At 70.2% G+C, this 24,209-nt stretch carries 24 protein-coding genes; 12 read left to right on the plus strand and 12 right to left on the minus strand.

Translation table 11 applies throughout. The features are described from left to right. Positions 1–9: 9 nt before the first annotated feature. A complete protein-coding gene (locus tag ACWEQG_RS25970) occupies positions 10–225 on the plus strand; it encodes a DUF397 domain-containing protein (protein WP_363469930.1) in 216 nt (71 codons plus the stop codon). 123 nt (positions 226–348) lie between these two features. Next, the gene (locus ACWEQG_RS25975) at positions 349–552 is read left to right on the plus strand and encodes a DUF397 domain-containing protein (RefSeq protein ID WP_363469933.1); all 204 of its coding nucleotides are present in this window, start codon (positions 349–351) and stop codon (positions 550–552) included. Between the two features lie 96 nt (positions 553–648). On the opposite strand, the gene ACWEQG_RS25980 is transcribed toward ACWEQG_RS25975, so the two are convergent. From ACWEQG_RS25980 to ACWEQG_RS26005, 6 genes are all read right to left on the minus strand, one after another. Further along, entirely contained in the window at positions 649–2,622 is a 1,974-nt protein-coding gene (locus ACWEQG_RS25980; protein ID WP_452288487.1) for a glycosyl hydrolase family 28-related protein, read from the minus strand. Further along, positions 2,619–4,187 (minus strand): glycoside hydrolase family 13 protein, encoded by a 1,569-nt coding sequence (locus ACWEQG_RS25985; protein ID WP_452288489.1) that lies wholly within the window; start codon positions 4,185–4,187, stop codon positions 2,619–2,621. The genes ACWEQG_RS25980 and ACWEQG_RS25985 overlap by 4 nt, the downstream gene beginning before the upstream one ends. A gap of 47 nt (positions 4,188–4,234) precedes the next feature. Continuing rightward, entirely contained in the window at positions 4,235–5,224 is a 990-nt protein-coding gene (locus ACWEQG_RS25990; RefSeq protein WP_452288491.1) for a carbohydrate ABC transporter permease, read from the minus strand. Positions 5,225–5,238: 14 nt separating this feature from the next. Continuing rightward, on the minus strand, positions 5,239–6,162 hold the full coding sequence (locus tag ACWEQG_RS25995; protein WP_452288493.1) for a carbohydrate ABC transporter permease: 924 nt from the start codon (positions 6,160–6,162) through the stop codon (positions 5,239–5,241). A 118-nt stretch (positions 6,163–6,280) separates the two neighbouring features. Continuing rightward, a complete protein-coding gene (locus ACWEQG_RS26000) occupies positions 6,281–7,660 on the minus strand; it encodes an extracellular solute-binding protein (RefSeq protein ID WP_452288495.1) in 1,380 nt (459 codons plus the stop codon). 610 nt (positions 7,661–8,270) lie between these two features. Then, on the minus strand, positions 8,271–9,296 hold the full coding sequence (locus ACWEQG_RS26005) for a LacI family DNA-binding transcriptional regulator (protein ID WP_452288497.1): 1,026 nt from the start codon (positions 9,294–9,296) through the stop codon (positions 8,271–8,273). 280 nt (positions 9,297–9,576) lie between these two features. On the opposite strand from ACWEQG_RS26005, the gene ACWEQG_RS26010 reads away from it, so the two are divergent. Then, a complete protein-coding gene (locus tag ACWEQG_RS26010; RefSeq protein WP_452288499.1) occupies positions 9,577–12,429 on the plus strand; it encodes a discoidin domain-containing protein in 2,853 nt (950 codons plus the stop codon). A 69-nt stretch (positions 12,430–12,498) separates the two neighbouring features. On the opposite strand, the gene ACWEQG_RS26015 is transcribed toward ACWEQG_RS26010, so the two are convergent. Then, a complete protein-coding gene (locus tag ACWEQG_RS26015) occupies positions 12,499–13,491 on the minus strand; it encodes a LacI family DNA-binding transcriptional regulator (RefSeq protein ID WP_452288501.1) in 993 nt (330 codons plus the stop codon). Between the two features lie 129 nt (positions 13,492–13,620). Here ACWEQG_RS26015 and ACWEQG_RS26020 point away from each other — a divergent pair, with 129 nt between their 5' ends. Then, positions 13,621–13,992 (plus strand): hypothetical protein, encoded by a 372-nt coding sequence (locus tag ACWEQG_RS26020; protein ID WP_363471316.1) that lies wholly within the window; start codon positions 13,621–13,623, stop codon positions 13,990–13,992. A 482-nt stretch (positions 13,993–14,474) separates the two neighbouring features. Here ACWEQG_RS26020 and ACWEQG_RS26025 read toward each other — a convergent pair whose 3' ends face one another. From ACWEQG_RS26025 to ACWEQG_RS26045, 5 genes are all read right to left on the minus strand, one after another. After that, complete coding sequence (locus ACWEQG_RS26025) at positions 14,475–14,720, minus strand: hypothetical protein (RefSeq protein ID WP_363471314.1); 246 nt, start codon at positions 14,718–14,720, stop codon at positions 14,475–14,477. After that, complete coding sequence (locus ACWEQG_RS26030) at positions 14,713–14,940, minus strand: DUF6158 family protein (protein WP_363471312.1); 228 nt, start codon at positions 14,938–14,940, stop codon at positions 14,713–14,715. Before ACWEQG_RS26030 ends, ACWEQG_RS26025 begins: the two co-directional genes overlap by 8 nt. A gap of 11 nt (positions 14,941–14,951) precedes the next feature. Further along, positions 14,952–15,098, minus strand: coding sequence for a hypothetical protein (locus tag ACWEQG_RS26035; RefSeq protein ID WP_452288503.1), 147 nt, complete (start codon positions 15,096–15,098; stop codon positions 14,952–14,954). 165 nt (positions 15,099–15,263) lie between these two features. Continuing rightward, on the minus strand, positions 15,264–15,485 hold the full coding sequence (locus tag ACWEQG_RS26040) for a DUF397 domain-containing protein (protein ID WP_363471308.1): 222 nt from the start codon (positions 15,483–15,485) through the stop codon (positions 15,264–15,266). Beyond that, positions 15,482–16,333 (minus strand): helix-turn-helix domain-containing protein, encoded by an 852-nt coding sequence (locus ACWEQG_RS26045; RefSeq protein WP_452288505.1) that lies wholly within the window; start codon positions 16,331–16,333, stop codon positions 15,482–15,484. The genes ACWEQG_RS26040 and ACWEQG_RS26045 overlap by 4 nt, the downstream gene beginning before the upstream one ends. 150 nt (positions 16,334–16,483) lie before the next feature. On the opposite strand from ACWEQG_RS26045, the gene ACWEQG_RS26050 reads away from it, so the two are divergent. From ACWEQG_RS26050 to ACWEQG_RS26085, 8 genes are all read left to right on the plus strand, one after another. Beyond that, positions 16,484–16,927 carry an ATP-binding protein gene (locus tag ACWEQG_RS26050; protein WP_452288507.1) on the plus strand — a complete coding sequence of 148 codons (444 nt, stop codon included), beginning with the start codon at positions 16,484–16,486 and terminating at the stop codon, positions 16,925–16,927. A 104-nt stretch (positions 16,928–17,031) separates the two neighbouring features. Then, positions 17,032–18,471 carry an MFS transporter gene (locus ACWEQG_RS26055; RefSeq protein ID WP_452288509.1) on the plus strand — a complete coding sequence of 480 codons (1,440 nt, stop codon included), beginning with the start codon at positions 17,032–17,034 and terminating at the stop codon, positions 18,469–18,471. A gap of 134 nt (positions 18,472–18,605) precedes the next feature. Beyond that, entirely contained in the window at positions 18,606–18,731 is a 126-nt protein-coding gene (locus tag ACWEQG_RS26060) for a hypothetical protein (protein ID WP_259401520.1), read from the plus strand. A 206-nt stretch (positions 18,732–18,937) separates the two neighbouring features. Beyond that, complete coding sequence (locus ACWEQG_RS26065) at positions 18,938–19,777, plus strand: LLM class flavin-dependent oxidoreductase (RefSeq protein WP_452288511.1); 840 nt, start codon at positions 18,938–18,940, stop codon at positions 19,775–19,777. Between the two features lie 95 nt (positions 19,778–19,872). Continuing rightward, complete coding sequence (locus ACWEQG_RS26070; protein WP_452288513.1) at positions 19,873–20,373, plus strand: PH domain-containing protein; 501 nt, start codon at positions 19,873–19,875, stop codon at positions 20,371–20,373. Then, positions 20,370–22,016 carry a PH domain-containing protein gene (locus ACWEQG_RS26075; protein ID WP_452288515.1) on the plus strand — a complete coding sequence of 549 codons (1,647 nt, stop codon included), beginning with the start codon at positions 20,370–20,372 and terminating at the stop codon, positions 22,014–22,016. Before ACWEQG_RS26070 ends, ACWEQG_RS26075 begins: the two co-directional genes overlap by 4 nt. Positions 22,017–22,051: 35 nt before the next feature. Next, positions 22,052–23,065 (plus strand): agmatinase, encoded by a 1,014-nt coding sequence (speB, locus tag ACWEQG_RS26080; RefSeq protein ID WP_452288517.1) that lies wholly within the window; start codon positions 22,052–22,054, stop codon positions 23,063–23,065. Positions 23,066–23,137: 72 nt separating this feature from the next. Continuing rightward, positions 23,138–24,163: a hypothetical protein gene (locus ACWEQG_RS26085; RefSeq protein WP_452288519.1), complete on the plus strand. Its 1,026-nt coding sequence runs from the start codon at positions 23,138–23,140 to the stop codon at positions 24,161–24,163. Positions 24,164–24,209 lie beyond the last annotated feature (46 nt).

The following is a 24,209-nucleotide window of genomic DNA, read 5'->3' on the forward strand; positions in this document are numbered from 1 at the left end:
GAGGATTTCATGGAACTCCCGCCAGACACGCGGATAACAGAGTCGCAATGGCGCATCTCGACGAGATGCAACGGCGGCAACTGTGTACAGGTGGCCATCCTCGACGGAATGGTCGCCCTACGTGACTCGAAAAACCCAGGCCACGGCGTGCTGCTTTACTCACCCGAGGAGTGGCGTCGTTTTGTGGCGTCCGCAAAGGCCGGTGGATACGACCGGCCACAGTAACCCGGAGGATTGACACCACTCCGCATGGTCCCGGCAAACGGGACAGATTCTCAAAAAGCGGATAGATTACAATGCTTCCGGATGATAACTCACTCCACGAGTGGACGGCTTCCGGGAGAGTGCATGGCACGCCGACCTTCGTTCGACGGTGTCGAGTGGCACCAGGCATGCAACAACGGCAACTGCGTGGAGATCGCCCTCCGGGACGGATGGGTCGGTGTCCGCGATGGGAAGCAGGGCGATGGCAGTCCCGTGCTGACCTTCACCGCCGAGGAGTGGACGGCCTTCCTGCAGGGGGTCAAGGCCGGAGTGTTCGACCTGTCCTGACCTCGACCTGTCCTGGCGCCACCCGAGATGGGTACGCGTGCAAGGGGCTTCCCCGGCGGGAGCCGGGGAAGCCCTCTACCTCTGTGCGGGGTTCCGTCACCAGGGGGACGGCGGGGGCGGGGGGACGACCGGCGGGCGGTCGTCGCAGGTGATGGTGTTGGGCAGCATCCAGGCAGCGAGCCAGCCGCCGTCATTGCCGCCGAGGTCGTCCAGGGAGAACTCCGAACCGGTGGGCGGGAAGTTGAAGGCGCCGCAGTTGTTGACCCCGACCGCGCCGACGTTGCGGGCGTCCACGTTCTGGAAGGACGCCGAGCCCTTCACGCGGGCGCTGACCACGGAGGTGCCCGTGCCGTCGACCCGGATGTCCTTGAAGCGGACCTTCGGGATCGCGTACAGGTCCTTCACCGACCACTCGCTGACGAGCATGACGGCGTTGTACGTGCTGTCCAGGTAGTGGTCGCCGCTGACCTCGACGTCGGCGTCGATGTCCTTCTCCAGGGCGTAGAACCAGATGGCCCCCAGGCCGATCTTCCAGTTCAGCTCGAAGGTGCCGGCGCGTACGGTGGTGTTGCCGGTGATGCGGAGCCTGCCCGCGAACGGCTCGGCGCCGAACCGGGAGCCGACCTGGATGGCGCTGCCCTCCCTGATCGGGTCGGCGACCAGATTGTTCGCGACCGTGTTGTCCGTGCCGCCGTAGATCGCGATGCCGTTGGCCAGCACGGGCGTCTGCACGGTGTTGTGGTCGATCGTGTTGCGCGCGTCGGCGGTCTTGTCGGACCACAGGGCGAGGGCGTCGTCACCGGTGTTGCGGAAGAAGTTGCCCGACACGACGGAGTCGGTGACGCCGGTGTGGAAGTTGAGCCCGTCCGCGATCTGGTCGACGATCACATTGTTGGTGATCTTGATGTTCCGCATCGGGCCGTCGAACCACATGCCGACCTTGGTATGGCGGATGTGGAGCCCGTCGACGGTCGAGTCGCTCATCGCGCCGCCGACGCCGTTGACCTGGTCGGTGTCGATGCGTTCCCGTACGTCGCCCTCGATGGCGAAGCCGGACAGGTGGACGTTGCGGCTGCCGCCCGCCGCGGCGTCCTTGCCGTAGAACCCGACGCCGGTGTGCACCGAGCCGTCCGGGGCCGGGGTGCCCAGGTCGGTCTGCCGGCCCTTGATGATCGTGTACCAGTTTCCGGCACCGGTGATCGTCACGTCGTCCACGAGGATGTGCCGGTTCACCTGGTAGGTGCCCGGCGGGATGTAGACCTTCAGGCGCGTGCGCTTCGCGAAGGCGATCGCCTTGTCGATCGCCCCGGCGGAGTCGCGCCTGCCGGTGGGGTCGGCGCCGAAGGCCAGCACGTTCGCCGCGAGGACCTCCACCCGCGGCGGGCCGACGAGGTGCGAGTCGAGCAGGTCGACGACGGTCCACGTGGCGTTGCTCCGGGCCGGGACCGTCAGCCGCACGGTGTCACCCGCCCGGTACGTCCGGCCGAGCAGGAGGCGCTGCTCGTCGTAGAAGTGATTCGGGCGGAACGGCTTGACGATCTCCGGGGTGGGGGTGGTGGCGGCCGGCACGCAGGAGCATTCGGTGATCCACCAGTCGGGGTGCAGCAGCCCGGCGTCCGGGTCGTTGGTGAACGGATACTGGTTGTAGAGCCAGGCGTACTGCGACGTGAGCGTCATGGTGGCCTGCTTGCGGCCGTTGACCGCGACGTCGAGCGGCGCGGTGATGCCGCCGCCCCCGGGAGCGTCCGGGATGCTGTAGCGCACGGTGATGGCATTGGCCGCCTTCGGCAGCGTGAACTCGACGTACTGCCCGGGGGTCAGCCGCACCGCCTTTCGGCCCGACGCCTCCGCCTGCAGCGTGTACGCGTCGCGGCCGGGGCCGATGACCGTCCCGTTCGTGGTCGCGTTCTCCGCCTCCTGCTCGGCGAAGTCGACGTCGGCCCCGCGCCCGGCGACGAGAGCCGGATCGAGGGCGGCCCGTGTCACGACGGGCGCCTTCGCGGCGGACGCGGGCGCGGGTAACAGCACGAGACCGGTCGCGGCCAGGGCCGCCGCCAGCAGGATTCTCATCGGGCCTCCAGGATCCAGACCGCGGTGTCGGACGGGAGCAGGTCGCCGTCGAGAGGTCCGCTGGCCAGCGCCACCGAGCCCCGGACGGGGAACGGAACAGGCTCGGCGCCGAGGTTCACGACGCAGACCAGCCCGGAGTCGCGCCGGAACGCGATCACGTCGTCCGTGGTCGGCAGCCAGGTCAGCGTGCCGTCGCCGAGCAGCTCGCGCCGCAGGCGCAGGGCCGAGCGGTAGAGGCACAGCATCGAGTCCGGGTCGGCCTGCTGGGCCTCGACCGTGAGGCCGCGCCAGCCCGCCGGCTGGGGCAGCCAGGGCTCGCCCGTGCTGTAGCCGAACGGCGGCTCCTCCCCCGACCACGGCAACGGCACCCGGCAGCCGTCGCGGCCGCGGACCGTGTGGCCGGAACGCTCCCACATCGGGTCGTCGAGAAGCTCCTCGGGGATGTCCTCGACCTCGTTCAGGCCGAGCTCCTCCCCCTGGTAGACGTAGACGCTGCCGGGCAGGGCCATCGCCAGCAACGCCGCCGCCCTCGCCCGGCGCCGGCCGAGCTCCAGGTCGGACAACATGCCGTCCCGGCGCTCGGCGTTGTCCCAGGACGTGACGGCCCGGCCGTACCGGGTGACGGGACGGGCGACGTCGTGGTTGGACAGCACCCAGGTCGCGGGTGCGCCGATGGGCACGTGCGTGGCGAGGGTCAGGTCGATGCTGCGGCGCAGCGCGGCCGGCTCCCACGCGCTCGACAGGAAGTCGAAGTTGAACGCCGTGTGGAGCTCGTCCGGGCGCAGGTAGTTCGCGAACCGCTCCTGGTCGGGCAGCCACACCTCCCCGATGAGGATGCGCCCGCCGTAGGAGTCGGACACCCGCCGCCACTCGCGGTAGATCTCGTGGACTCCGTCGTGGTCGGTGTAGGACTCCTCCACGCTGTCGAGGTCCTTGACGAGGACGGCGGCCGAGTCGATGCGGACGCCGTCCACGCCCCGGTCGAACCAGAACCGCAGCACGTCCAGGAACTCCTGGCGTACGGCCGGGTTGTTCCAGTTGAAGTCGGGCTGCTCGGGGGCGAACAGGTGGAGGTACCACTCGCCGTCCGGCACCCGCGTCCAGGCCGGGCCGCCGAAGATCGACTGCCAGCCGTTCGGCGGGCCGTCGCCGATGCCGGGGCGGAACCAGAACCGCTCCCGGGCCTCCGAACCGGGACCGGCCGCCAGCGCCTCCTGGAACCAGGCGTGCTGGTCGGACGCGTGGTTGGGGACGACGTCCACGATCGTGCGGATGCCCAGGTCGTGGGCTTCCTCGATCAGCTTCTCCGCCTCGGCGAGGGTGCCGAAGACCGGCTCGATGCCGCGGTAGTCGGCGACGTCGTAGCCGCCGTCGGCCATGGGAGAGGGATACCACGGGTTCAGCCAGACGGCGTCGACGCCGAGGTCCGCCAGGTACGGCAGGCGCGACCGCAGCCCCGCCAGGTCGCCCGTCCCGTCGCCGTTCCCGTCGGCGAAGCTGCGCAGGTAGACCTGGTAGATCGCGGCCCCGCGCCACCAATCGGGGGTCGAGGTGTTGCCGGGCATGCTGGATACAACTCCTTACGGGGTGACGGCGGCAGGGGTGGGGTCGTTCAGCCCTTGAGGCTGCCGGCGGTGAGACCGGCCATGATGTGCCGCTGGAACAGGAAGAAGACGACGATGGTCGGGATGCTCGCGATCACCAGGGAGGCGACCAGCACGTTCTGCGGCATCTGCGAGGACAGCGAGGCGATGCCGATGCTCACCGACATCTTGTCGCTGTCCGGCAGGACCAGGAGGGGCCAGACGAAGTCGCGCCAGACGTTGACGACGGTGAGGATGGAGACCACCCCGAGGATGGGCCGGGAGATCGGTATCACCACCGACCACAGGATGCGGCCCGGCGACGCGCCGTCGATCTCGGCGGCTTCGAGCAGTTCCCTGGGGATCGAGTCGAAGAAGCGCTTGAGCAGGAAGACGTTGAAACCGTTGGCCGCGGCCGGCAGCCAGATCGCCCATGGGGTGTTGAGCAGGTTCCAGCCGAAGATCGGCACTTCCTTCACCGTCAGGTACGCCGGGAGCATGATGACCATGGGCGGGATCATCAGCGTCGACAGCATCAGCGCCAGCACGACCTTGCCGAGCGCCGGGCGGAGCTTCGACAGGGCGTAGGCCGCCGAGACGTCCACCGCGAGCGTCAGCAGCCAGGCGCCGCCGGCGTAGAGGGCCGTGTTGCCGAGCAGCGTGCCGAGGTCCAGCAGATCCCAGGCCTCCAGGTAGCCGTCGAGCGAGAAGTGCGACGGCAGGAAGGTCGGCGGGATGGAGTTGAGCTCCTCGGTGGACTTCATCGCACCGGTGACCATCCAGTAGAGCGGGAAGACGAACGCGGCGGTGAAGCTCACCACCACGATCGCCAGCACGATCCAGTAGATGATCCGGCCGCGGGTCGTGTTGAGCTGGTGCGGCGAGACGGCGGTGCGGAACTGCGTGCCGAACGGCTTACGGGGCCGCCGCCGCCCGCGGCGCTCGGTCCGGGCAGGGGCGGCCGGCGTTCCGGCCGGGCTGTCGGGCGCCGCGGTGACGTTGGTCATCATGTCGGGCATGGTCGCTCCCCCCCTCACACCGTGTTGTCGCGCGAGACGCGCAGGTAGATCGCGGAGAACACCATCAGGACGATCATGAGCATCAGGCCGAGCGCGTTGCCGGCGTTGAGATTGCCGAAGTTGAAGGCGTACTGGTACATGAGGTAGACGACGCTGACCGTGGCGTTCTCGGGGCCGCCGCCGGTGAGCAGGTAGGGCTCGATGAAGACCTGCATGGTCGCCACGATCTGCAGCAGCAGCATCACCAGCAGGATCAGCTTGGTCTGCGGGATCGTGACGTGCCAGATCCGCTTGAACAGGCCGGCGCCGTCGAGCTCGGCGGCCTCGTACAGCTCGCTCGGGATGGTCTGCAGGGCGGCGAGGTAGATCAGGGTGCCGCTGCCCATGTTCATCCAGGTGGAGACGATGACCAGTGAGATCAGCGCGGTGCTCGTCGAGTTGAGCCACTGCAGGCCCGGCAGGTGGACCAGGCCGAGGGCCTGGTTGAACAGCCCGTAGTCGGGGTTGTAGAACCACTGGAACAGCAGGACGCTCACCGCGGGCGGCAGCATGACCGGCAGATAGACCACGAAGCGCAGGTACGCCCTCGCGTGCCGCAGCTCGTTCAGCACGATCGCGGTGATGAACGGGATCCCGTAGCCGCACAGCAGGGCGAGCAGGGTGAACACCGCGGTGTTGACCCAGGCCGGCCCGAAGGCGGGATCGCTGATTACGGTACGGAAGTTCTCCAGCCCCACCCATTTGGGCGGGTCCACGAAGTTGGTCCGCTGGAAGCTGAGGATGACCTCGCGGACCATCGGATACCAGGAGAAGAACGCGAAACAGATCAGAGCGCCGCACAGGAAGCCGTAGGCGGTCACGTTGCGCCGCACGGCGCGCCGCAGTTTCGTCGGCTGCCGCCGCCTGCCGCTGGCTGCCGGGATGCTCGCTGTGGTCATCGTTGTGGATCCGATCTCGACGTGATTGCCCTGCACTCGACTCGCCCTGCACGATTCGCCGGGGCGCCGGCCGCGCGTGGGTCACGGCCACGGGCGGCGCCCCGGATTATCGGGGCGGTCAGCCCTTCGAGGCCAGCAGGGAGTTGACCTTCGACTCGGCGTCGGCAAGGAGCTGGTCGATGTTCGCGTCCTTGCGGGTCAGCACGGCCGACATCGGAGTGTCGAGGATCTTGTAGATCTCCTGGGCGTACGGCCCCGGCTCGGCCTTCGGCGGGATGCCCTTGGAGCCCTCCACCCAGCTCGCGAACTGCGCGGCGTCGATGTTCGCGTTCTGCGCGCGCAGGTCGTTCACGGCCTGGCCGGACGGCGTGTCCGAGCGGTACAGGTCGGGGTAGGGCTGGCCGACGGTCAGGTTGGCGCCCTTGGCCCGCACGTAGTCGAACTGGCCCTTGCCGGGGGTGAGGAACTTGTACTCGATCCACTTGAGGCCGGCCTTGATCTGCTCCGGCGTGGCCTTCGGGTTGATCATGTAACCGGCGCCGCCGTTGAACAGGGCCTTGGCCTCGGGCTGGGCGGTGATGGCGTAGTTCTCGAACTTGCCGCCGAAGTCGTTGCGCAGCGAGATGAGCACATCGGGCGCGCCCAGCATCATGCCCATCTTGCCGCCGGCCATGGCCTTCATCAGGGCCGGCCAGTCGATGTAGAGCTGGGAGCCCATGCTGTTGTCGGTCCACCGCATCTGGTGGAGGTTCTCCAGCACGGCCTTGCCCTCGGGCGTGTTGAAGGCGGCCTTCTTGCCGTCGTCGGTGATGACCGACCCGCCGCGACCGTAGACGGAGGCGGTGAAGTGCCAGCCGCCCACGTTGTTGCCGCTGTACTCGCCGTACCCGACGTAACCGGGGCCGAGCCCGGCGATCTTCTTCGCGGCGGCCTGCACCTCGGCCCACGTCTTCGGCGGGTTGCTCGGGTCGAGACCGGCCTTGGTGAAGACCTCCTTGTTGTAGACGAGACCCATGCCGTAGCCGTCGGTCGGCAGGCCGTAGACCTTGCCGTCCTTCTTGAACAGGTCGATCGAGTTGTTGTAGTCCTGGAACGTCTTGATCTCGTTGACGTACGGCGTGATGTCGGCGGCCTGGCCGCTCTCGATCAGGCGGCCCACGTTGGGGAAGTTGACGTAGAACACCGTCTCGAGCTCGCCGCTGGCCAGCTTCGGCTCGAAGGTGCGCGGGTCGTAGCAGGGGAACGCGTCGGTGACCTTCGCGACCTTGATATTGGGGTTCAGCTGCTGGAAGGCCGCCAGGTCTTCCTCGAACGTCGCGCGCTCCGCCTTGTTCGTCTTCGGCGGCTCGCAGTTGACCGAGATCGACACCGGCCCGGCGGCCCCGGGCGCCGCACTCGCCTTGTCACCGCTGCCGCCGCTGTCGTCGGTGCCGCACGCCGCGGCCGCCGCAATGGCAAGTCCCGAAACCAGCAGTATCGAGAGCTTGTGGGATTTCATCCTCGTTCCCTTCTGGAACCGCGCACCACGACCCGTCGAAGCACGCGGCTCGGGGCCGACCTGGAGCGCCCCGATCCGCTCGATTGCGAGAAACATACAGAGGCATGCAGGACTGAGCAATAGTCCTGCATTAACTCTGCAAAAAAGTGACAGTTACCAACGACCTGAAGCACAGGACGGCCTGGATGACTGACACGACGACCTGGAGCACACAACGGCCTGAGGACACACGAGCCGGTCAGAACCTGGGGCTTGGGCTCGATGCCGCTGGACGCGCTCATAGCGGGCGGGTGCTCCGGCCGGCCGTGACAGTTGCGGTCCGGTGAGCCTCGGGAGCGGCCATCGCGGGCGCGGTGGTACAGGGCACGGTCTTACGCCGGCCTCCGCACCCGCCCGCCCCGGCGCTCCGCGCGCAGTTCGACGAGGCGGAAATCCTGGTCACAGCGTTGTCCGCACAGGTTAACCCGGACTGGAGGGAGCGGAGCGGAAGGGAGCGAGGACCGAAGCGTTGTGTCCAGCGAAGCGGACTTCGCGAGGACCGGAGGTTCCTTCCGGCGCAGTGACCGACTTGGCCAAGCACCATGGCAGTGACCGGCCGCTCATGGTTCCGTCAGCGATCGGCCCGGCCGTGGTTGGGGGCGGGGGCGGTGGAGGCGCGGACGACCAGTTCGGGTTCGAACAGGAGCTCGTCGCCGGGGACGACGGCGGCATCGATCTGGGCCACCAGCAGCTCGACGGCCGCCCTGCCCATCGCGTCGATGGGCTGGCGGACCGTGGTCAGGGGCGGATCCACGCAGTTCATCAGGGCGGAGTCGTCGTAGCCGATGACGGAGACGTCCTCCGGCACGGACAGTCCCGCACGGCGCGCCGCCCTGATGGCGCCGAGGGCGAGCACGTCGCTGGCGCAGATGATGCCGGTCACACCCCTGGCGATCATGCGCGTGGCGGCGGCGTGCCCGCCTTCCAGCGAGAACATCGTGTGCTCGACGTGATCGGGGTCCAGTTCGAGGCCGTTGGCGGCGGCGTACGCGCGGAAGGCGGCGAGCTTGCGCTGGGACGGCACGTGGTCGGGCGGGCCGAGCAGCATCGCGACGTGACGGTGCCCGAGCGCCATGAGGTGGGCGAGCGCGATCTCCGCCGCGGCCACGTCGTCGCACGACACCTGCGGGAACCCGAGATACTCGACCGCCGCGTTGACGAGCACGGTCGGCAGCTTGCGTTCGAGGACCCTGCGGTAGTGGCTGTGGGAGGCGTCCCCCTGGGCGTACAGGCCGCCGGCGAAGACCATGCCGGACACGTGCTGCTGGAGGAGCAGGTCCACGTAGTCGGACTCGGAGACGCCGCCCACCGTGCGGGTGCACAGCACGGACGTGAACCCCTGCTGCGCCAGCGCGCCTCCCACGACCTCGGCGAACGCCGGGAAGATCGGGTTCTGCAGCTCGGGGAGGACCAGACCGACGAGGCGGCCGCGGTCCCCGCGCAACTGCGTGGGCCGCTCGTATCCCAGCACGTCGAGCGCGGTGAGCACCGCCTCTCTGGTGGCGTCGGAGACCCCCGGCTTGCCGTTGAGCACGCGACTCACGGTCGCCTCGCTCACGCCCACCTTCTTGGCTACTTCCGCAAGCCGTCGTGTCATGGACGCAACTATACGACAGCGAGCGCAAATGTTTTCATCCGCTTGCGCATCCCGCCTGTCGGCATCTTTCGTCCCGAACCGTGGCCTGGGGAGAGTCCTCCGCCTCTGCCGACCGCGGGAGCGCAGCGACGTAATGTGCGGGTTATCTTGCGACTTCTCGTCGAAATATTGCAGAAGGATGTCTGTCAACTTATCGTGTGGCCACTCACCTTCTTCGGAGGTGTGGCGGTTCCAGCGTCCACGCCGCATCTCCCGGATCTCGCATGCAGAAAGGATCCTCATGAGAAGATCCGGAGCCGCCGTCGCGGTGGCGGGGGCGCTGATCGCCGTGGGCGGCGTGGTGGCGTTCCCCGGAACGTCGTCGGCCGCGACGTCACCGTCGCCGTTCTCCGTGCCGGGGAGAGGCGCGACCGTGCCGTTCACGGAGATCGAGGCCGAGGCCGCCGTGACCAACGGCGAGCAGATCGGCCCGGACCGCGTCTACACCCGCCTGCCGTCCGAGGCCTCGGCCCGCCGGGCCGTACGCCTCGACGCGCCGGGAGAGTACGTCGAGTTCACCCTGCCCAAGCCCGCCAACGCGATGACCGTGCGCTACAGCGTGCCGGACAACGCGGCGGGCACGGGCATCACGGCACCGGTCGACCTGAGGATCAACGGGACCAAGCTCAAGGACCTCCGGTTCACCTCCCGGTACGGCTGGTTCTACGGCGGCTACCCGTTCGGGAACACGCCCGGCGACAAGCCGCACCACTTCTACGACGAGACCCGGACGATGTTCGGGTCCACGCTCGCGGCGGGCACCAAGGTCAGGATCCAGGTGGCCTCCACCGCGGTCGCGCCCTGGTTCGTCGTGGACCTCGCCGACTTCGAGCTCGTGCCCGACGCGATCCCCCGGCCCGCCGGATCCCTGTCGGTCGACGACTTCGGCGCCGACCGCAACGGCACGAGCGACTCCACCGCCGCCTTCCAGGCCGCCGTCGACGCCGGCCGGACCCAGGGCAAGGAGGTCTACATCCCGTCCGGCACCTACACCCTGTGGGACCACGTGGTCGTGGACGGCGTGACGCTGCGCGGGGCCGGGCCGTGGTACAGCGTTCTCACCGGCCGTCACCCCACCCAGCGCAACCGGGCCGTCGGCGTCTACGGCAAGTACGTCAGCGGCGGCGGGTACACCGGCGGGATCAGGCCGCACGAGGCGGGCGGCCCGAGCCGGGGCGTCACCCTGCGGGACTTCGCGATCACCGGCGATATCACCGAGCGGGTGGACGACGACCAGGTCAACGCCATCGGCGGCGCGATGACCAACTCGGTGGCCGACAACCTGTGGATCCAGCACACCAAGGTCGGGGCCTGGATGGACGGCCCGATGGACGGCTTCACGTTGAGGAACAGCCGCATCCTCGACCAGACGGCCGACGGCGTGAACTTCCACACCGGCGTCACGAACTCCACGGTGACCAACACGTTCGTCCGCAACACCGGGGACGACGGCCTGGCGATGTGGCCCGACCGGATGGCCAACGTGAACAATTCGTTCACGTTCAACACCGTGGTGGCGCCGGTCCTGGCCAACAACATCGTCACGTACGGCGGCCGGGACATAAAGATCACCGACAACGTGGTGAGCGACACGGTCACCAACGGCGGCGGCATCCACGTCGCCAACCGCTACCCCGGCGTGAACTCCGGCCAGGGCACCGCGGTGGCCGGCACGATCACGGTCGCCCGCAACACGCTCATCCGGGCCGGCAACAGCGACTACAACTGGAACTTCGGCGTCGGCGCGATCTGGTTCGACGCCCTCAACGAGCCGGTCAACGCGACGATCAACGTGACCGACACCGACATCGTCGACAGTTCCTACGAGGCCATCCAGTTCATCGAGGGCAGCACCCAGACCGTCAACTTCTCGAACGTGAACGTCGACGGCACCGGGACGTACATGATCCAGGCGCAGGCGGCGGCGAAGGCGACCTTCACCAACGTCAGGGCGGCCCACATCGGCGCGGGTGTCGCCATCCACAACTGCGTCGGCACCGGCTTCGCCCCCACGTACGGCAGCGGCAACTCCGGCTGGAGCCTGGGCTCCACCGTCTGCACCGGCCAGTGGCCCGCGCCGAACTACATCTACGAGGGCGGCGGCCCGAGCCCGAGCCCGTCGCCGTCCGCCTCGCCCTCCACCTCCCCTTCGCCTTCGCCCAGCCCGACGGCGTGCGCTCCCGGCAGCGGCGACCTCGCCCGGGGCAAGGCGGTCACGGCGACGAGCAGCACCCAGTCGTACGTCGCGGCCAACGCGGTCGACGGCGACGCGGGCACCTACTGGGAGTCGGCGAACAACGCCTTCCCGCAGTCGATCACGGTGGACCTGTGCGCGGTGACGCCGGTCCAGCGCGTGGTGCTCAAGCTGCCGCCGAGCACCGCATGGGCCACCCGTACCCAGACACTGGCGATCCTCGGCAGCGTGGACGGCACGAACTACTCCACCTTGTCCGCCTCGGCGGGCCGCACGTTCGACCCCGCCACCGGGAACACGGTGAGCATCCCGCTCACCACGGCCGGCGTCCGTCATGTCCGGGTGACGGTCACCGGCAACACCGGCTGGCCCGCCGGGCAGTTGTCGGCCTTCGAGGTGTACGGCGCCGCAGGCACCCCGAGCCCGTCGCCCAGTGCTTCCCCCAGTGCTTCCCCCAGTGCTTCGCCCGGGCCGCTGCCCACGGGGAACCTCGCCGCCGGCAAGGCGATCAGTGCGAGCAGTCACGCCGACGTGTACGTCGCGGGCAACGCCGCCGACGGAAACGCCTCGACCTACTGGGAGTCGGCCGGCAACGCCTTCCCCCAGACCCTGACCGTCGATCTCGGCGCGCCCGTCACGGTCGGCAGGGTGGTGCTCAAGCTGCCGCCGAGCGCCGCCTGGGCCACCCGCACCCAGACACTGGCGATCCTCGGCAGCGTGGACGGCACGAACTACTCCACCCTGTCCGCCTCGGCGGGCCGCACGTTCAACCCGGCCACCGGCAACACGGTCACGGTCACCGTGCCCGCCGGCGCCCGGCGCTACCTACGGCTGAACGTCACCGGTAACACCGGCTGGCCGGCCGCGCAGATCTCCGAGTTCGAGGCGTACGCCTCGTAACCCGGAACGGGACGCCCGGAGGAGGAGTGGACGCCTCCTCCTCCGGGCTCCGCACACAGCATGACGTGCTCAGGTGACGGGGATGCCGACACGTCCGGTGGAGGAACGCACGACCAGCTCCGGCTCGAACAGCAGCTCGCCCGTCGCGACGGCGGCACCCTCGATCTGGCTGACCAGCAGCTCCACCGCGGCCCTGCCCATCGCCTCGATCGGCTGGCGCACCGTCGTCAGCGGCGGGTCCACGCAGGTCATGAGCGCGGAGTCGTCGTACCCGACGACGGACACGTCCTGGGGCACCCGGCGACCGGCCCGCCGCGCCGCGCGGATGGCCCCGAGGGCCAGCGGGTCACTGCCGCAGATGATGCCGGTGACGTCCTGCCGCACCAGCTTCAGCGCCGCCGCGTGGCCGCCCTCCAGCGAGTGCATGGTGTGCTCGACCAGCTCACCGCCCGCCGCGCGGAACGCCTCCAGCTTCCGTACGGACGGCATGTGGTCGGCGGGACCGACGACGAGGCCGATTCGCTGGTGACCGAGCGCGCGCAGGTGACCGAGCGCCTGCTCCACCGCGATCGTGTCGTCGCACGAGACACGCGGGAAGTCCCAGTGATCGGCGGCCGCGTTGACCAGCACGGTGGGCAGCCGCCGCTCGACCAGTCGCACATAGTGCTCGTGGACGACGCCGGTCTGGGTGTAGAGGCCCCCGGCGAACACCACGCCGGACACCTGCTGCTGCAACAGCAGGTCCACGTAGTCTGCCTCGGAGATCCCGCCGACCGTGCGCGTGCACAGCACGGGGGTGAAGCCCTGCTGGGCCAGCGCCCCGCCGACGACCTCGGCGAACGCCGGGAAGATGGGGTTTTGCAGCTCGGGCAGGACGAGCCCGACCAGCCGGGCGCGCTCACCGCGCAACTGCGTGGGCCGCTCGTAACCGAGCACGTCGAGAGCCGTGAGAACGGCCTCCCGGGTGGCCTCGGAGACCCCGGCCTTGCCGTTGAGGACGCGACTCACCGTGGCCTCGCTGACCCCGACCTTCTTCGCAACCTCCGCAAGCCGTCGCGTCATGGCCGCAAGCATACGACGCGGAGCAGCCGGCCAACGATGATCAGCCGTACGGGTGCAAGCGGCCTGAAAGCCCGGTGAAAGAGGCGATTCCTAGTGTCTGACGCGTCAGAGATCACTCAGGAAGGCATCATGAACATCCTCAGGAACAGCCTCGCCGTCGTCGCGGTGTCCGCCCTTCTCGGCCTGACCGCCGCCTGCGGCAGCGGCAAGGCCACGGTCTGCAAGGAGGCCGTCGAGGCGCTCACCGGCTACAGCTCCAAGGTCGCCAGTGCGGCCGCCGACGTCGACGGGTTCAACACCGCGACCGGCAAGCTGGCCACGCAGTTCAAGGACCTGTCCGGCAAGGCCGACGGCGACCTCAAGGTGGCCCTCGCCGGCATGGCCGACTCGTGGGGCTCCTTCAAGCTCGACCTGTCGGACCCGAACGCCGCGACCAAGCTCGTCGAGTTCGGCCAGAAGGCCCAGCAGGCGTCGCAGCAGCTCGCCTCCGCCTGCTCCTGACCGGGCCACCGCCTTCGATGGATCGCAGACTCCCGGCCGGGCCCGGTGCCCCCGGGCGGAGCGGACGGTGTGGCGCACCACCGCCCCTCGCCCGTACCGCCGTGGTCCGGCCGGGCCCGCCCGTCTCGCCCACCGACAGGCGCCGGGGCGGGCGGGTGCGGAGGCCGGCGTAAGACCGTGCCCTGTACCACCGCGCCCGCGATGGCCGCTCCCGAGGCTCACCGGACCGCAACTATCACGGCCGGCCGGAGCACCCGCCCGCTTTGAGCGCATACCCCCGTGGACACCGGGCCCGCAGGCCAAGCACCCGCCCGCTTCCGAACGCTCTTCGTAGGTCCCGGCACTCCGGGCCGGAGCACCCGCCCGCTTCGCGTGCATCCCGGCCGCGCAGCCAGTGGGATGCTTCGCGCGGAGTCCAGCGGAGTCCACTGGCCGTGAAACGCGGCCGGCCGCGCGCGCTCGCGAGGGATCGCCCCGACCGCTCAGTATTCGAGCCCCCAGTCGTGGTCGCCGAGGAGGTAGGCGCCGTCCTCGGGTCGTAGCCTGCCGCCTTCGGCGAGGCTGTCGAGGCAGCGCCGTACGGTGTCCTCGGGGAGCCCGGTCATCCCGGCGACCTCGGCGGCGGTCGCCGGTTGTTCCTTCACGTTCAGGGCGGCGGCGGCCTCGTAGACCGCCAACTCCGCCGTCGTCATCTCCTGGGCGTCTTCCAGGCTCTTCTCGTCAGGCACTCCGCTGTCTCGCCCCCTCACGCAGCCGCTCCGGATCGACCTGCCGGTCCGGGTAGCGTGCGAGGTACTCGCCCTCCAGCTCCTGTGTCCGCGAGGTGTGGCGCTCCAGCGCGTCGTCCGACCCGTGGAAGAGCGTCTCCGACCGGGTCTCGTGCAGGTGGCGCAACTCGCGGATCAGGTCCTCGTCGCCCAGGTCCCGCGGGTCGACTCCCATGGTCATGACGTCCTCCTTCATACCTCTGTCGGCTTGTCCCAGCGTTCGTCAGGGTTCTTGTCGTCGGGCTCCGCGTTGGGCGGGTCAGTGGCGGACGGGGTGAACTCTCCGGCGATGTCCGGCTCGTCCTCGGTATCGATGTATCGGTCGTCTTCCTTTCCCATGCCAGGTCTCCTGCCCGATGAAGCGCCCGCCATACCGGTCCGGCCGCACCGGACCGCCCCCGCAGCGCCCCCGCCGCGCTCCCCGGGGAAGGCCCCGGAACGCCGTACGGCCCGCCCCGCGCGGCAGGTGCGCGACGAGGGGCGGGCCGTACGGGGAGGAAGGTCTCAGGACAGGTCGAACTCGCCGCCCTTCACTCCCTCGATGAACGCCTCCCACTCGCCGGGGGTGAACATCAGCCGCGATCCCTGGGGATCCTTGGAATCGCGTACGGCGACGCCGTCACGCAGACGCGCCACCTCCACGCACTGGTTGCCGACGGTGTTCGAGCGCTCCGCCTTGCGCCAGACCGCGCAGGCCAGGTCGTCCGCCGGTACGAGTCCCCTCATCGTCCTGCCATCTCCTTCTCGACCGAAATGATCACTTCCATGGACTTCTCCGGGCCGAGCGCGGCGGCACGAAGATGATCGAAGACCTGGACGTACTCCCGGATCTCCGTCGGATCCTCCAGGTAAAGTTCACCGCTCATGTTCTCCAGCAGCACGACGTCGGCGTCGCCGGGATCGGGGAAGGCCAGGATCGCCAGCGAGTTGCCCATGCCGAGGTAGGCGCCCGCGTCGAAGGGCAGCACCTGCACGGTGACGTTCGGCCGCAGGGCCCTGTCCTGCAGCGTGCGCAGTTGCTCGGCCATCACGGGCGCGCCGCCCACCGGCCGGCGCAGCGCCGCCTCGTCGAGGACGGCCCACAGCTCCATGGCGTCGGGCCCGGTCAGGCGCCGCTGGCGCTCCATCCGGGCCGCCGCGCGCCGCTCGATCTCCGCCGGGTCCTTGACGAGGGCGGCGCCGATGACCGCGCGGGCGTATTCCTCGGTCTGCAGCAGCCCGGGCACCAGCAGCGGCTCGTAGTTGCGCACCGAGGACGCCTCGGCCTCCATGCCGACGTACGGCCCGGGCAGGACGTCGTCGTAGGCGCGCCACCATCCGCGCCGGCCGGCGTCCCTGGCCAGCGCGATCAGCGCCTCCCGCGCGGAGCCCTCGACGCCGTAGAGATCGAGCAGGTCGCGGATGGTCCGGGTGTGCGGGCGGGTGTGGCCGGACTCGATCCGGTACACGGTGGAGACCGCCACGCCGAGCCGCCGCGCGACCTCCTCGCGGACGAACCCGGATTCACGCCGCAGACGCGCCAGCTCGCCGGAAAGCCGGCGGAGCCGGACCGTAGGGCCGCCTACTCCCCTCATGAGCCGAACTCTCCCTTTCGCCGCAAAAGGAAACTATGCAATCGTGCATTCGCCATATTGCGTAGCCGTTTTGCAAAGTGCAGGATGAACGAAGTCTTGCACGGACTCGAATCGCCATCCGCAGACGGGTGCACAGGGAGTTATCACGGGATGACAATTCTCAACCTCTCGGGGAGAATCGCGATCTCACGTCCCTTCTCGGGAGACCCCTCCCAGGTGCGGGCCGCCCGGCGGTTCGTGGCGAGCCGTCTCGGTGACGGCCACCCCTGCCGTGACGACGCCGTGCAACTGATCGGCGAGCTGGTCGCCGAGTCCCTGCGGCACGCCGTCTCCTGCGGGCGCCCTCCGGGGTACGGCGTGTCTGTCCTGGTCGCGCCCGCCGCGGCCCGCGTCACGTTGTCCACCCAGGGCTGCGGGTGCTGGACGTCCCCCGAGCTGACGCCGGGCCGGGGCGTCCATCTCGTGGACCTGTTCACCCGGCGCTGGGGCGTGTCGGCCAGCCGCACCGGGGTCTGCGTGTGGTTCGAGCTCGGGAACGACGCCGCCGTGCCGCCCCCCAGGGGCGTGGAGAGCGAGGGCACGAGGACGGCCTGAACTCCGGTCCGCACCGCCCATCGCCGGGACCCGTGAGAAGCAGAACGAATTTCTGGCCCGATACGGGGTAGACGGGCGCCATATCTTCCGAAGAAGGGGACGATATGGCGCAAATAAGCACCGACATTCCCGCGCGGCTGGATCGGCTCCCCTGGGCTCGCTGGCACTGGCTCGTGCTCATCGGGCTTGGCACCGTCTGGATCCTCGACGGGCTCGAAGTGACCATCGTCGGGGTCATCGGGCCCCGGATCACGGACCCGGACAGCGGGCTGGGACTCACCGACAGCGAGGTCGGGATCGCCGCCGGCGTGTACGTCGCGGGAGCCTGCCTCGGCGCTCTCTTCTTCGGCCACCTGACGGACCGGTTCGGGCGCAAGAAGCTCTTCCTGTTGACCCTCGCCCTCTACCTGGCCGCCACCGTGGCCACGGCCTTCTCGCACGACGCCTGGTACTTCTACCTGTGCCGGTTCTTCACCGGCGCCGGCATCGGGGGCGAGTACGCCGCGATCAACTCGGCGATCGACGAGCTCATCCCGGCCCGCGTACGCGGCACGGTCGACCTGGTGGTGAACGGCTCCTTCTGGCTGGGCACCGCGCTCGGCGCGCTCATCGCGATCCCGGCCCTCGACACCGGCCTGCTGCCGGCCGATCTCGGCTGGCGTCTGCTGTTCGGTATGGGCGCCGTCCTCGGCGTGGGGATCCTGCTGGTCCGCCGTACGGTGCCGGAGAGCCCACGCTGGCTGTTCATCCACGGCCGCGAACGCGAGGCCGAGGAGATCGTCTCGGAGATCGAGAGGCATGTCCGTGAGGAGAGCGGCAAGACGCTCGAACCGGCTCGCGGGGAGATCAGGATCACCCAGCGGGAGCGCACCCCGCTGACGGAGGTGGCGGCGACGCTGCTGCGCCGCTACCCCAAGCGCACGACCGTCGGCCTGTCGCTGTTCGTCGGCCAGGCGTTCCTCTACAACTCGATCTTCTTCACGTACGCGCTGGTGCTGTCGACGTTCTTCAAGGTGCCCGACGGCACCACGCCGTGGTATCTCATCCCGATCGCCATCGGGAACTTCCTCGGCCCGGTCCTGCTCGGCCGGTTCTTCGACACGATCGGCCGCCGGACGATGATCGCGGGCACCTACGTGCTGTCCGGTCTGCTCCTGCTGGGCACCGCCGCGCTGTTCAACGCGCACGTGCTGACCCCGGTGACCCTCACGGCCTGCTGGATGGTGGTGTTCTTCTTCGCCTCGGCGGGAGCGAGCAGCGCCTACCTGACGGTCTCGGAGATCTTCCCGATGGAGACCAGGGCCCTGGCGATCGCGCTGTTCTACGCGGTCGGCACCGGGCTCGGCGGCATCATCGGGCCCGTGCTGTTCGGCCGCCTGGTGGAGAGCGGGGTCGTCGGCAACGTCGTGGTCGGCTACATCATCGGCGCGATCCTGATGATGGCGGCCGGACTGGTGCAGTGGTTCATGGGCGTGGAGGCGGCCCGTCGCTCGCTGGAGGACATCGCCGCCCCGCTCAGCTCCGAGCAGCACCAGATGGTCTGACCTCTCGCCCTCCGGCACGGCCCGCATCACCCCGGTGGTGCGGGCCGTTCTTACTCGGGTGCCACATCGCCCTCCTGGGTATCAACCCCCACAGATGCGCACATAGGGCGCATCCTCGTACATCCGGGGGAATCATGGCTGACGACGCTCAGAAGAAGAAGCCGGTGAAGTCCACCGGCAAGGCGAAGAGGACGGCCATCAAGGAAGCCCGCTCGGCGAAGCAGGCGAAGAAGGCCAACCGCCCCGCCGAGGGCGAGTGATCCGCTGTCCGCGGTGACGCCGTGATCCGGCCGGGCCCTGTCCGACCGGGCCCGAACGGGGCCCGGACAGGGCCCCGGCCCTTCCCCCTCACCACCCTCGTCCTTCGCCGCGGCATGCCCGGACGACCCCCGTGTGCGGCGCGCTCCCGGGTCCTGGATACTCGGAAGGCCGCAGAGCCGATCTCGCCTGAGCTGGAGGGCCGCCCGTGAGGCTTGGAGTCGTCTTCGACCGCGACCTGCCACCGGAGTCGCTCCCGGCGTTCGCCGGGGAACTCGACGGCACGGCGGTCTCCGACCTGTGGGTGGTGGAGGACCTCGGCTGGACGGGCGGGATCTCCTCGGCCGCCACGGCGCTGGCCGCGACCTCCCGCCTGCGCGTGGGCATCGGCATCACCCCGGCGCCCCTGCGCAATCCGATGCTGCTGGCGATGGAGCTGGCCAACCTGGCCCGCCTGCACCCCGGGCGGCTCGCCGCCGGCATCGGGCACGGCGTGCAGGCGTGGATGCGCCAGGTGGGCGCCGCCGCCTCGTCTCCGCTGTCGCTGCTGGAGGAGACGATCACGTCCGTACGGGCGCTGCTGCGCGGCGAGGCCGTCACCCTGGACGGACGCGAGGTGCGCCTGGACGGCGTCCGCCTCGTCCACCCGCCGGCCGAGCCGCCGCCCGTCCTCGCCGGAGTGGTGAGCCCGCGCTCGCTGGCCCTGTCGGGGCGCGTGGCCCAGGGCACGATCCTCCCCGAGGGACTCGGCCCGGAGGGGGTGCGGTCGCGTATCGAACGGATCGGCGCGACCGGCGACCACGAAGTGGTGACGTTCGTCCACCTCTACGTCGGCGACGACGCACGCGAGGCCATGCGGCCCGCGGCGGAGGAGCAGGCGGCGTTCCTGCGGGTGCCGCCGGAGGAGGTCGCCATGGCGACGGGCTCGCCGGAGGAGGCGTCCGCGCACGTCAGGGCGCTGTGGGAGGCGGGCGTCACCACGGTCGCGGTCCGCCCGGTGGGCGCCGACCCGCTCTCCCACGTCCACAAGCTCCTGTCCGCCCTCTGACCCGCCGTACGGCATCGGGGGCATGACATTCGTCCTGGAAAGGACAGGATCGACTCCACTACGCCGCAACGCGGGCGATCGGGCAGAGTTGGGGCGTGGACACCCCGACCCTCCGATCCCCGCAGCATCGTGTGAGCCGCACCGCCGTCTGGTACTGGGCCGCCCGGGCCGCCCTCGGCTGGCTCGTCGTCATCGCGGCCCAGGTCTTCTGGCTCGTGATGGACGACGAGAACGCCCTGTCCGTCACCACGCACGTGGCCGTTCTCGTCGTCACCGCCGTCGTCGCGGCGGCGCACGTCACGGTCATGCCGCAGTGGCGCTACCGGGTGCACCGCTGGGAGGCCACATCCGCGGCCGTCTTCACGCAGTCGGGCTGGTTCAAGCAGGAGTGGCGCATCGCCCCCGTCTCCCGCATCCAGACCGTGGACAGCGAGCGCGGCCCGCTGGAGCAGTTCTTCCGCCTGGCCAACGTCACCGTCACGACCGCCTCCGCCGCAGGCCCGATCAAGGTCGGCGGCCTCGACCGGGACACCGCCCAGCGCCTGGTCGCCGACCTCACGGCCGCCGCGCAGGCCACGGCGGGTGACGCCACATGATCGACCCCGTGGTCGAGAAGGTCTGGCGCCGGCTGAGCCCGCGCATGCTGGTGGTCCATCCCTTCCAGGAGGTCGTACGGGCCGCCCCGGCGCTGCTCGGCCTGCTGGTCGCGGGGACGAGCAGCGGTGGGAAGGGTCATTTGTGGAGCGTCGCCGGCGTCGGCCTCATGGTCGTGCTCGGCATGCTGCGCTGGTTCACCACGACCTACCGGGTCACCCCGGAGCACGTGCAGGTCCGCCGCGGCCTGCTGACCCGGAAGGTGCTGACCGTGCCCCGCGACCGGGTCCGCACGGTGGACGTCACCTCCCACGTGCTGCACCGCGTGCTCGGCCTGGCCCGGGTGGAGGTGGGGACGGGCACGTCGGAGCGCAGGCACGAGGGTCGGCTCAAGCTCGACGCGCTGACCGCCGCCGAGGCCGCCCGCCTGCGCGTGGAACTGCTGCACCGCTCCCCCGCCACCTCCTCCAGCGCCTCCTCCACCGTGTCCACGGCGTCCCCCACGGCGGTCGCCGTGACGCCTCCCGCCGGGAGCACGCCGGCGGCGGAGACCGAGCTCGCCCGGATGCGTCCCGAGTGGGTGAGGTTCGGCCCGTTCACGATGTCCGGGCTCGTCACCGTGGGCGTCGTCGCCGGCTTCGTGTCCCGCCTGGTCTCGGAGGGCAACGTCGACCTCGGCCGGGTCGGGCCCGTCCGGGAGACCTGGCGGTGGTTCAGCGCGCTGTCGCTCCCGCTGGAGATCGCGACGGTGGTGCTCGTGCTGGTCGTGTTCGTGAGCGTCGCCTCCACGCTCGGCTACGTGCTGGCCTTCGGCAACTTCCGGCTGACCCGGCACGCCGAGGGCACCCTGCACGTGACCCGGGGACTGCTGACCACGCGCGCCACCACCATCGAGGAACGGCGGCTGCGCGGCGTCGAGGTCGGCGAACCGCTGCTCCTGCGCGCCGTACGCGGGGCCCGCCTGGCGGCGGTGACCACCGGCCTGCGCGCGGCACAGGGCGCCCAGCGCGGCGGGTCGATGCTGCTGCCGCCCGCGCCGCGCGAGCGGGCCGTGTCGGTGGCCCGGCTCGTGCTCCCCCGCGTCTCCTCCAGCACCCCGGATGCCACGGATACCCCCGATGCCTCAGGCGCCGGCGGCGCCGCCTCGCCGGTCACCGCGGACCTGACCGCGCACGGCCCGGCCGCGCTGCGCCGCAGGTTCACCCGCGCGTACGGCGTGCACGCGCTGGTGCTGGCCGCGCTGCTCGCGCTGTGGTGGTGGGCCGGGCTGCCCTCGTGGACGTGGCTCACCGTCGCCGCTCTGCTGCCGCTGACGGCCCTGCTGGCCGCCGACCGCTACCGCTCGCTGGGCCACGCGCTGGCGTCCGGCTACCTGGTCACCCGCTGGGGCTCGATCGTGCGCCGCCGCGTGGTGCTGGAGTGCGACGGCGTCATCGGCTGGAACATCGAGCGGTCGTTCTTCCAGCGCCGGGCCCGCCTGGCGACGCTGACGGCGACCACCGCGGCGGGCAAGCAGGGCTACCAGGTGCGCGACGTGGACCTCGCCGAGGCGCTGCGCCTCGCCGCCGCGGGCACCCCGGGCCTGCTCGACCCGTTCCTCGTCGAGGCCCGCACCGTGTCCACCTTGTCAGCTAATAGCATGTGATGCCCGATAAGACCGGTTGTTCGTCAGGAGTTGGATTGTCCCGCTACGGCCAGATGTTCGGCCCCGACATCACGTTCCTCGGCGTCGAGCGGTGCGACCTCGACGACCCCGCCGGCTACGCGGACGCCGACGTCGTCATCCTGGGCGCGCCGTTCGACGGCGGCACCTCCCACCGCCCGGGTGCGCGCTTCGGCCCGAACGCCATCCGCCAGACCTGCTATCTCCCCCACGACGGCTCCCGCCCGAGCCTCGCGCTCCGCGTGGACGCCCTCAAGGACCTGCGGGTGCTGGACGCCGGTGACGTGGAGACCTACGCCGGGGACATCGAGGGCAGCCTGCGCGCGATCGAGGACGCGGTCGCCGCGATCGCGGCCTCCGGGGCGATCCCCGTCGTCCTCGGCGGCGACCACACGATCGCCCTGCCCGACGCGACCGGCGTGGCCCGTCACCACGGCTTCGGCCGGGTCTCGATGATCCACTTCGACGCGCACGCCGACACGGGCGACATCGAGTTCGGCCACCTGCACGGCCACGGGCAGCCGATGCGGCGGCTCATCGAGTCGGGCGCCATCCGGGGCGACCGTTTCCTGCAGGTCGGCCTGCGCGGCTACTGGCCGGGGCCGGACATCCTCGACTGGATGGTTGGGCAGCGCATGCGGTCGTACGAGATGACCGAGATCGTCGCCAGGGGCCTCGACGAGTGCCTCACCGAGGCGTACGCGATCGCGCTCGACGACTGCGACGGGGTCTACCTGTCGGTGGACGTGGACGTCTGCGACCCGGGCCACGCGCCGGGCACCGGCACGCCCGAGCCGGGCGGCCTGTCGGCCCGCCAGCTCCTCGACGCCGTCCGCCGCACCTGTTACGAGCTGCCCGTCGTCGGCCTGGAGATCGTCGAGGTGGCTCCGCCGTACGACCACGCGGACATCACGGCGTATCTCGGCAACCGGGTCGTCCTGGAGGCGCTGTCGGCGATCGCCCGCCGCCGCAGGGACGCCGCGGAAGGCTCCCGATGGGACCCGAAGCAGCCCCTCCTCGACGGCCGCTGATCCGCCTCGTAAAACGGCGCGTGCCGGACATTTCCGTCCATGGCCGGGAGCCGATCTGGTAGGCATGGTCGGATGACGCGATCGAGAACCGCCGCCGTCCTGGCCGTCGCCGCCGTGCTCCCGGCGCTCCTGACCGGCTGCGCGGTGGACGGCCGCGGCGCGGGCCCGGCAGGGACGACGGCGGCGCAGGCGACAGCGCCCTCCACCGACGCGGCATCCTCCGACCCGGCATCCTCCGGCACCGACCGCAGCGCGACGGCAGGGGCGAGCGGGCCGGCGACCGGGGAGACGGCGGCCGAGGCCGCCCGTCCGCTCCGGTCCCCCTCGAAGCCCGTACGGGTGCCCGCCGGGGTGACGGCCGGGTACGCCGTGGTCGACGTGACCACGGGCAAGACGGTCGTCCAGCGGCAGCAGCACCACCGGTTCCGGTCGGCGTCGGTGGTGAAGATCCTCATCGCCACCGACTACCTGGAGCGGCACAAGGGCGCCGTTCCCGCCCGGGACAAGGCGCTCCTGACGCCCATGCTGCGCGGCAGCGACGACGACGCGGCGACGGCCCTGTGGCGGCGCGGTGGCCAGGGCGAGATCGTCCGCCGCATGGCCCGACGGATCGGCCTGACCGAAACCACCCCGCCGCCCGCGGCCAAACCCGGGTTCTGGGGCTACACCGCCATCAGCGCGGCCGACATCGCGCTCGTCTACCGGTATCTGCTGCGGCGGGCCGAACCTCGCGTCCGCGACTTCGTCCTCGGCAACCTGCGCGATGCGTCGAAGTGCGCGAGCGACGGATTCGACCAGTATTTCGGGATTCCGCGTGCCGTCCCCCGGCCCTGGGCGATCAAGCAGGGATGGTCGGGATACGGGGCGGTTCCTCCCGTGAAATGCACCCGCGCCACGGTGGCGTCACACCGTATCGGGGCGGTCACAATGGGCGGCAACCCGGTTGATTTCGGCCGTCCCGTGCTCCACACTACTGGCGTGATCGGCGACCGGCTGATCATGGTGGTGCTCACCCTGCAGCCCTCGGGGGCGTCCTTCACGAAGTCGGCGGAGCGGGTGACGAAGCTGGCGAGAGACCTCTATCTCAGCGTCGCCTAGCGTGTCCGGTTCGTACGGGAGGGGCCGTTCTGTTTAGAGGCAGGGC

This window comes from Microbispora sp. NPDC004025, assembly GCF_053604425.1.

Excerpts from the sequence above, each read along its gene's own strand:
- ACWEQG_RS25970 (WP_363469930.1), top strand. The coding sequence starts at position 10 with ATGGAACTCCCGCCAGACACGCGGATAACAGAGTCGCAATGGCGCATC.
- ACWEQG_RS25975 (WP_363469933.1), top strand. The coding sequence starts at position 349 with ATGGCACGCCGACCTTCGTTCGACGGTGTCGAGTGGCACCAGGCATGC.
- ACWEQG_RS25980 (WP_452288487.1), bottom strand. The coding sequence starts at position 2,622 with ATGAGAATCCTGCTGGCGGCGGCCCTGGCCGCGACCGGTCTCGTGCTG.
- ACWEQG_RS25985 (WP_452288489.1), bottom strand. The coding sequence starts at position 4,187 with ATGCCCGGCAACACCTCGACCCCCGATTGGTGGCGCGGGGCCGCGATC.
- ACWEQG_RS25990 (WP_452288491.1), bottom strand. The coding sequence starts at position 5,224 with ATGCCCGACATGATGACCAACGTCACCGCGGCGCCCGACAGCCCGGCC.
- ACWEQG_RS25995 (WP_452288493.1), bottom strand. The coding sequence starts at position 6,162 with ATGACCACAGCGAGCATCCCGGCAGCCAGCGGCAGGCGGCGGCAGCCG.
- ACWEQG_RS26000 (WP_452288495.1), bottom strand. The coding sequence starts at position 7,660 with ATGAAATCCCACAAGCTCTCGATACTGCTGGTTTCGGGACTTGCCATT.
- ACWEQG_RS26005 (WP_452288497.1), bottom strand. The coding sequence starts at position 9,296 with ATGACACGACGGCTTGCGGAAGTAGCCAAGAAGGTGGGCGTGAGCGAG.
- ACWEQG_RS26010 (WP_452288499.1), top strand. The coding sequence starts at position 9,577 with ATGAGAAGATCCGGAGCCGCCGTCGCGGTGGCGGGGGCGCTGATCGCC.
- ACWEQG_RS26015 (WP_452288501.1), bottom strand. The coding sequence starts at position 13,491 with ATGACGCGACGGCTTGCGGAGGTTGCGAAGAAGGTCGGGGTCAGCGAG.
- ACWEQG_RS26020 (WP_363471316.1), top strand. The coding sequence starts at position 13,621 with ATGAACATCCTCAGGAACAGCCTCGCCGTCGTCGCGGTGTCCGCCCTT.
- ACWEQG_RS26030 (WP_363471312.1), bottom strand. The coding sequence starts at position 14,940 with ATGACCATGGGAGTCGACCCGCGGGACCTGGGCGACGAGGACCTGATC.
- ACWEQG_RS26035 (WP_452288503.1), bottom strand. The coding sequence starts at position 15,098 with ATGGGAAAGGAAGACGACCGATACATCGATACCGAGGACGAGCCGGAC.
- ACWEQG_RS26040 (WP_363471308.1), bottom strand. The coding sequence starts at position 15,485 with ATGAGGGGACTCGTACCGGCGGACGACCTGGCCTGCGCGGTCTGGCGC.
- ACWEQG_RS26045 (WP_452288505.1), bottom strand. The coding sequence starts at position 16,333 with ATGAGGGGAGTAGGCGGCCCTACGGTCCGGCTCCGCCGGCTTTCCGGC.
- ACWEQG_RS26050 (WP_452288507.1), top strand. The coding sequence starts at position 16,484 with ATGACAATTCTCAACCTCTCGGGGAGAATCGCGATCTCACGTCCCTTC.
- ACWEQG_RS26055 (WP_452288509.1), top strand. The coding sequence starts at position 17,032 with ATGGCGCAAATAAGCACCGACATTCCCGCGCGGCTGGATCGGCTCCCC.
- ACWEQG_RS26060 (WP_259401520.1), top strand. The coding sequence starts at position 18,606 with ATGGCTGACGACGCTCAGAAGAAGAAGCCGGTGAAGTCCACCGGCAAG.
- ACWEQG_RS26075 (WP_452288515.1), top strand. The coding sequence starts at position 20,370 with ATGATCGACCCCGTGGTCGAGAAGGTCTGGCGCCGGCTGAGCCCGCGC.
- ACWEQG_RS26085 (WP_452288519.1), top strand. The coding sequence starts at position 23,138 with ATGACGCGATCGAGAACCGCCGCCGTCCTGGCCGTCGCCGCCGTGCTC.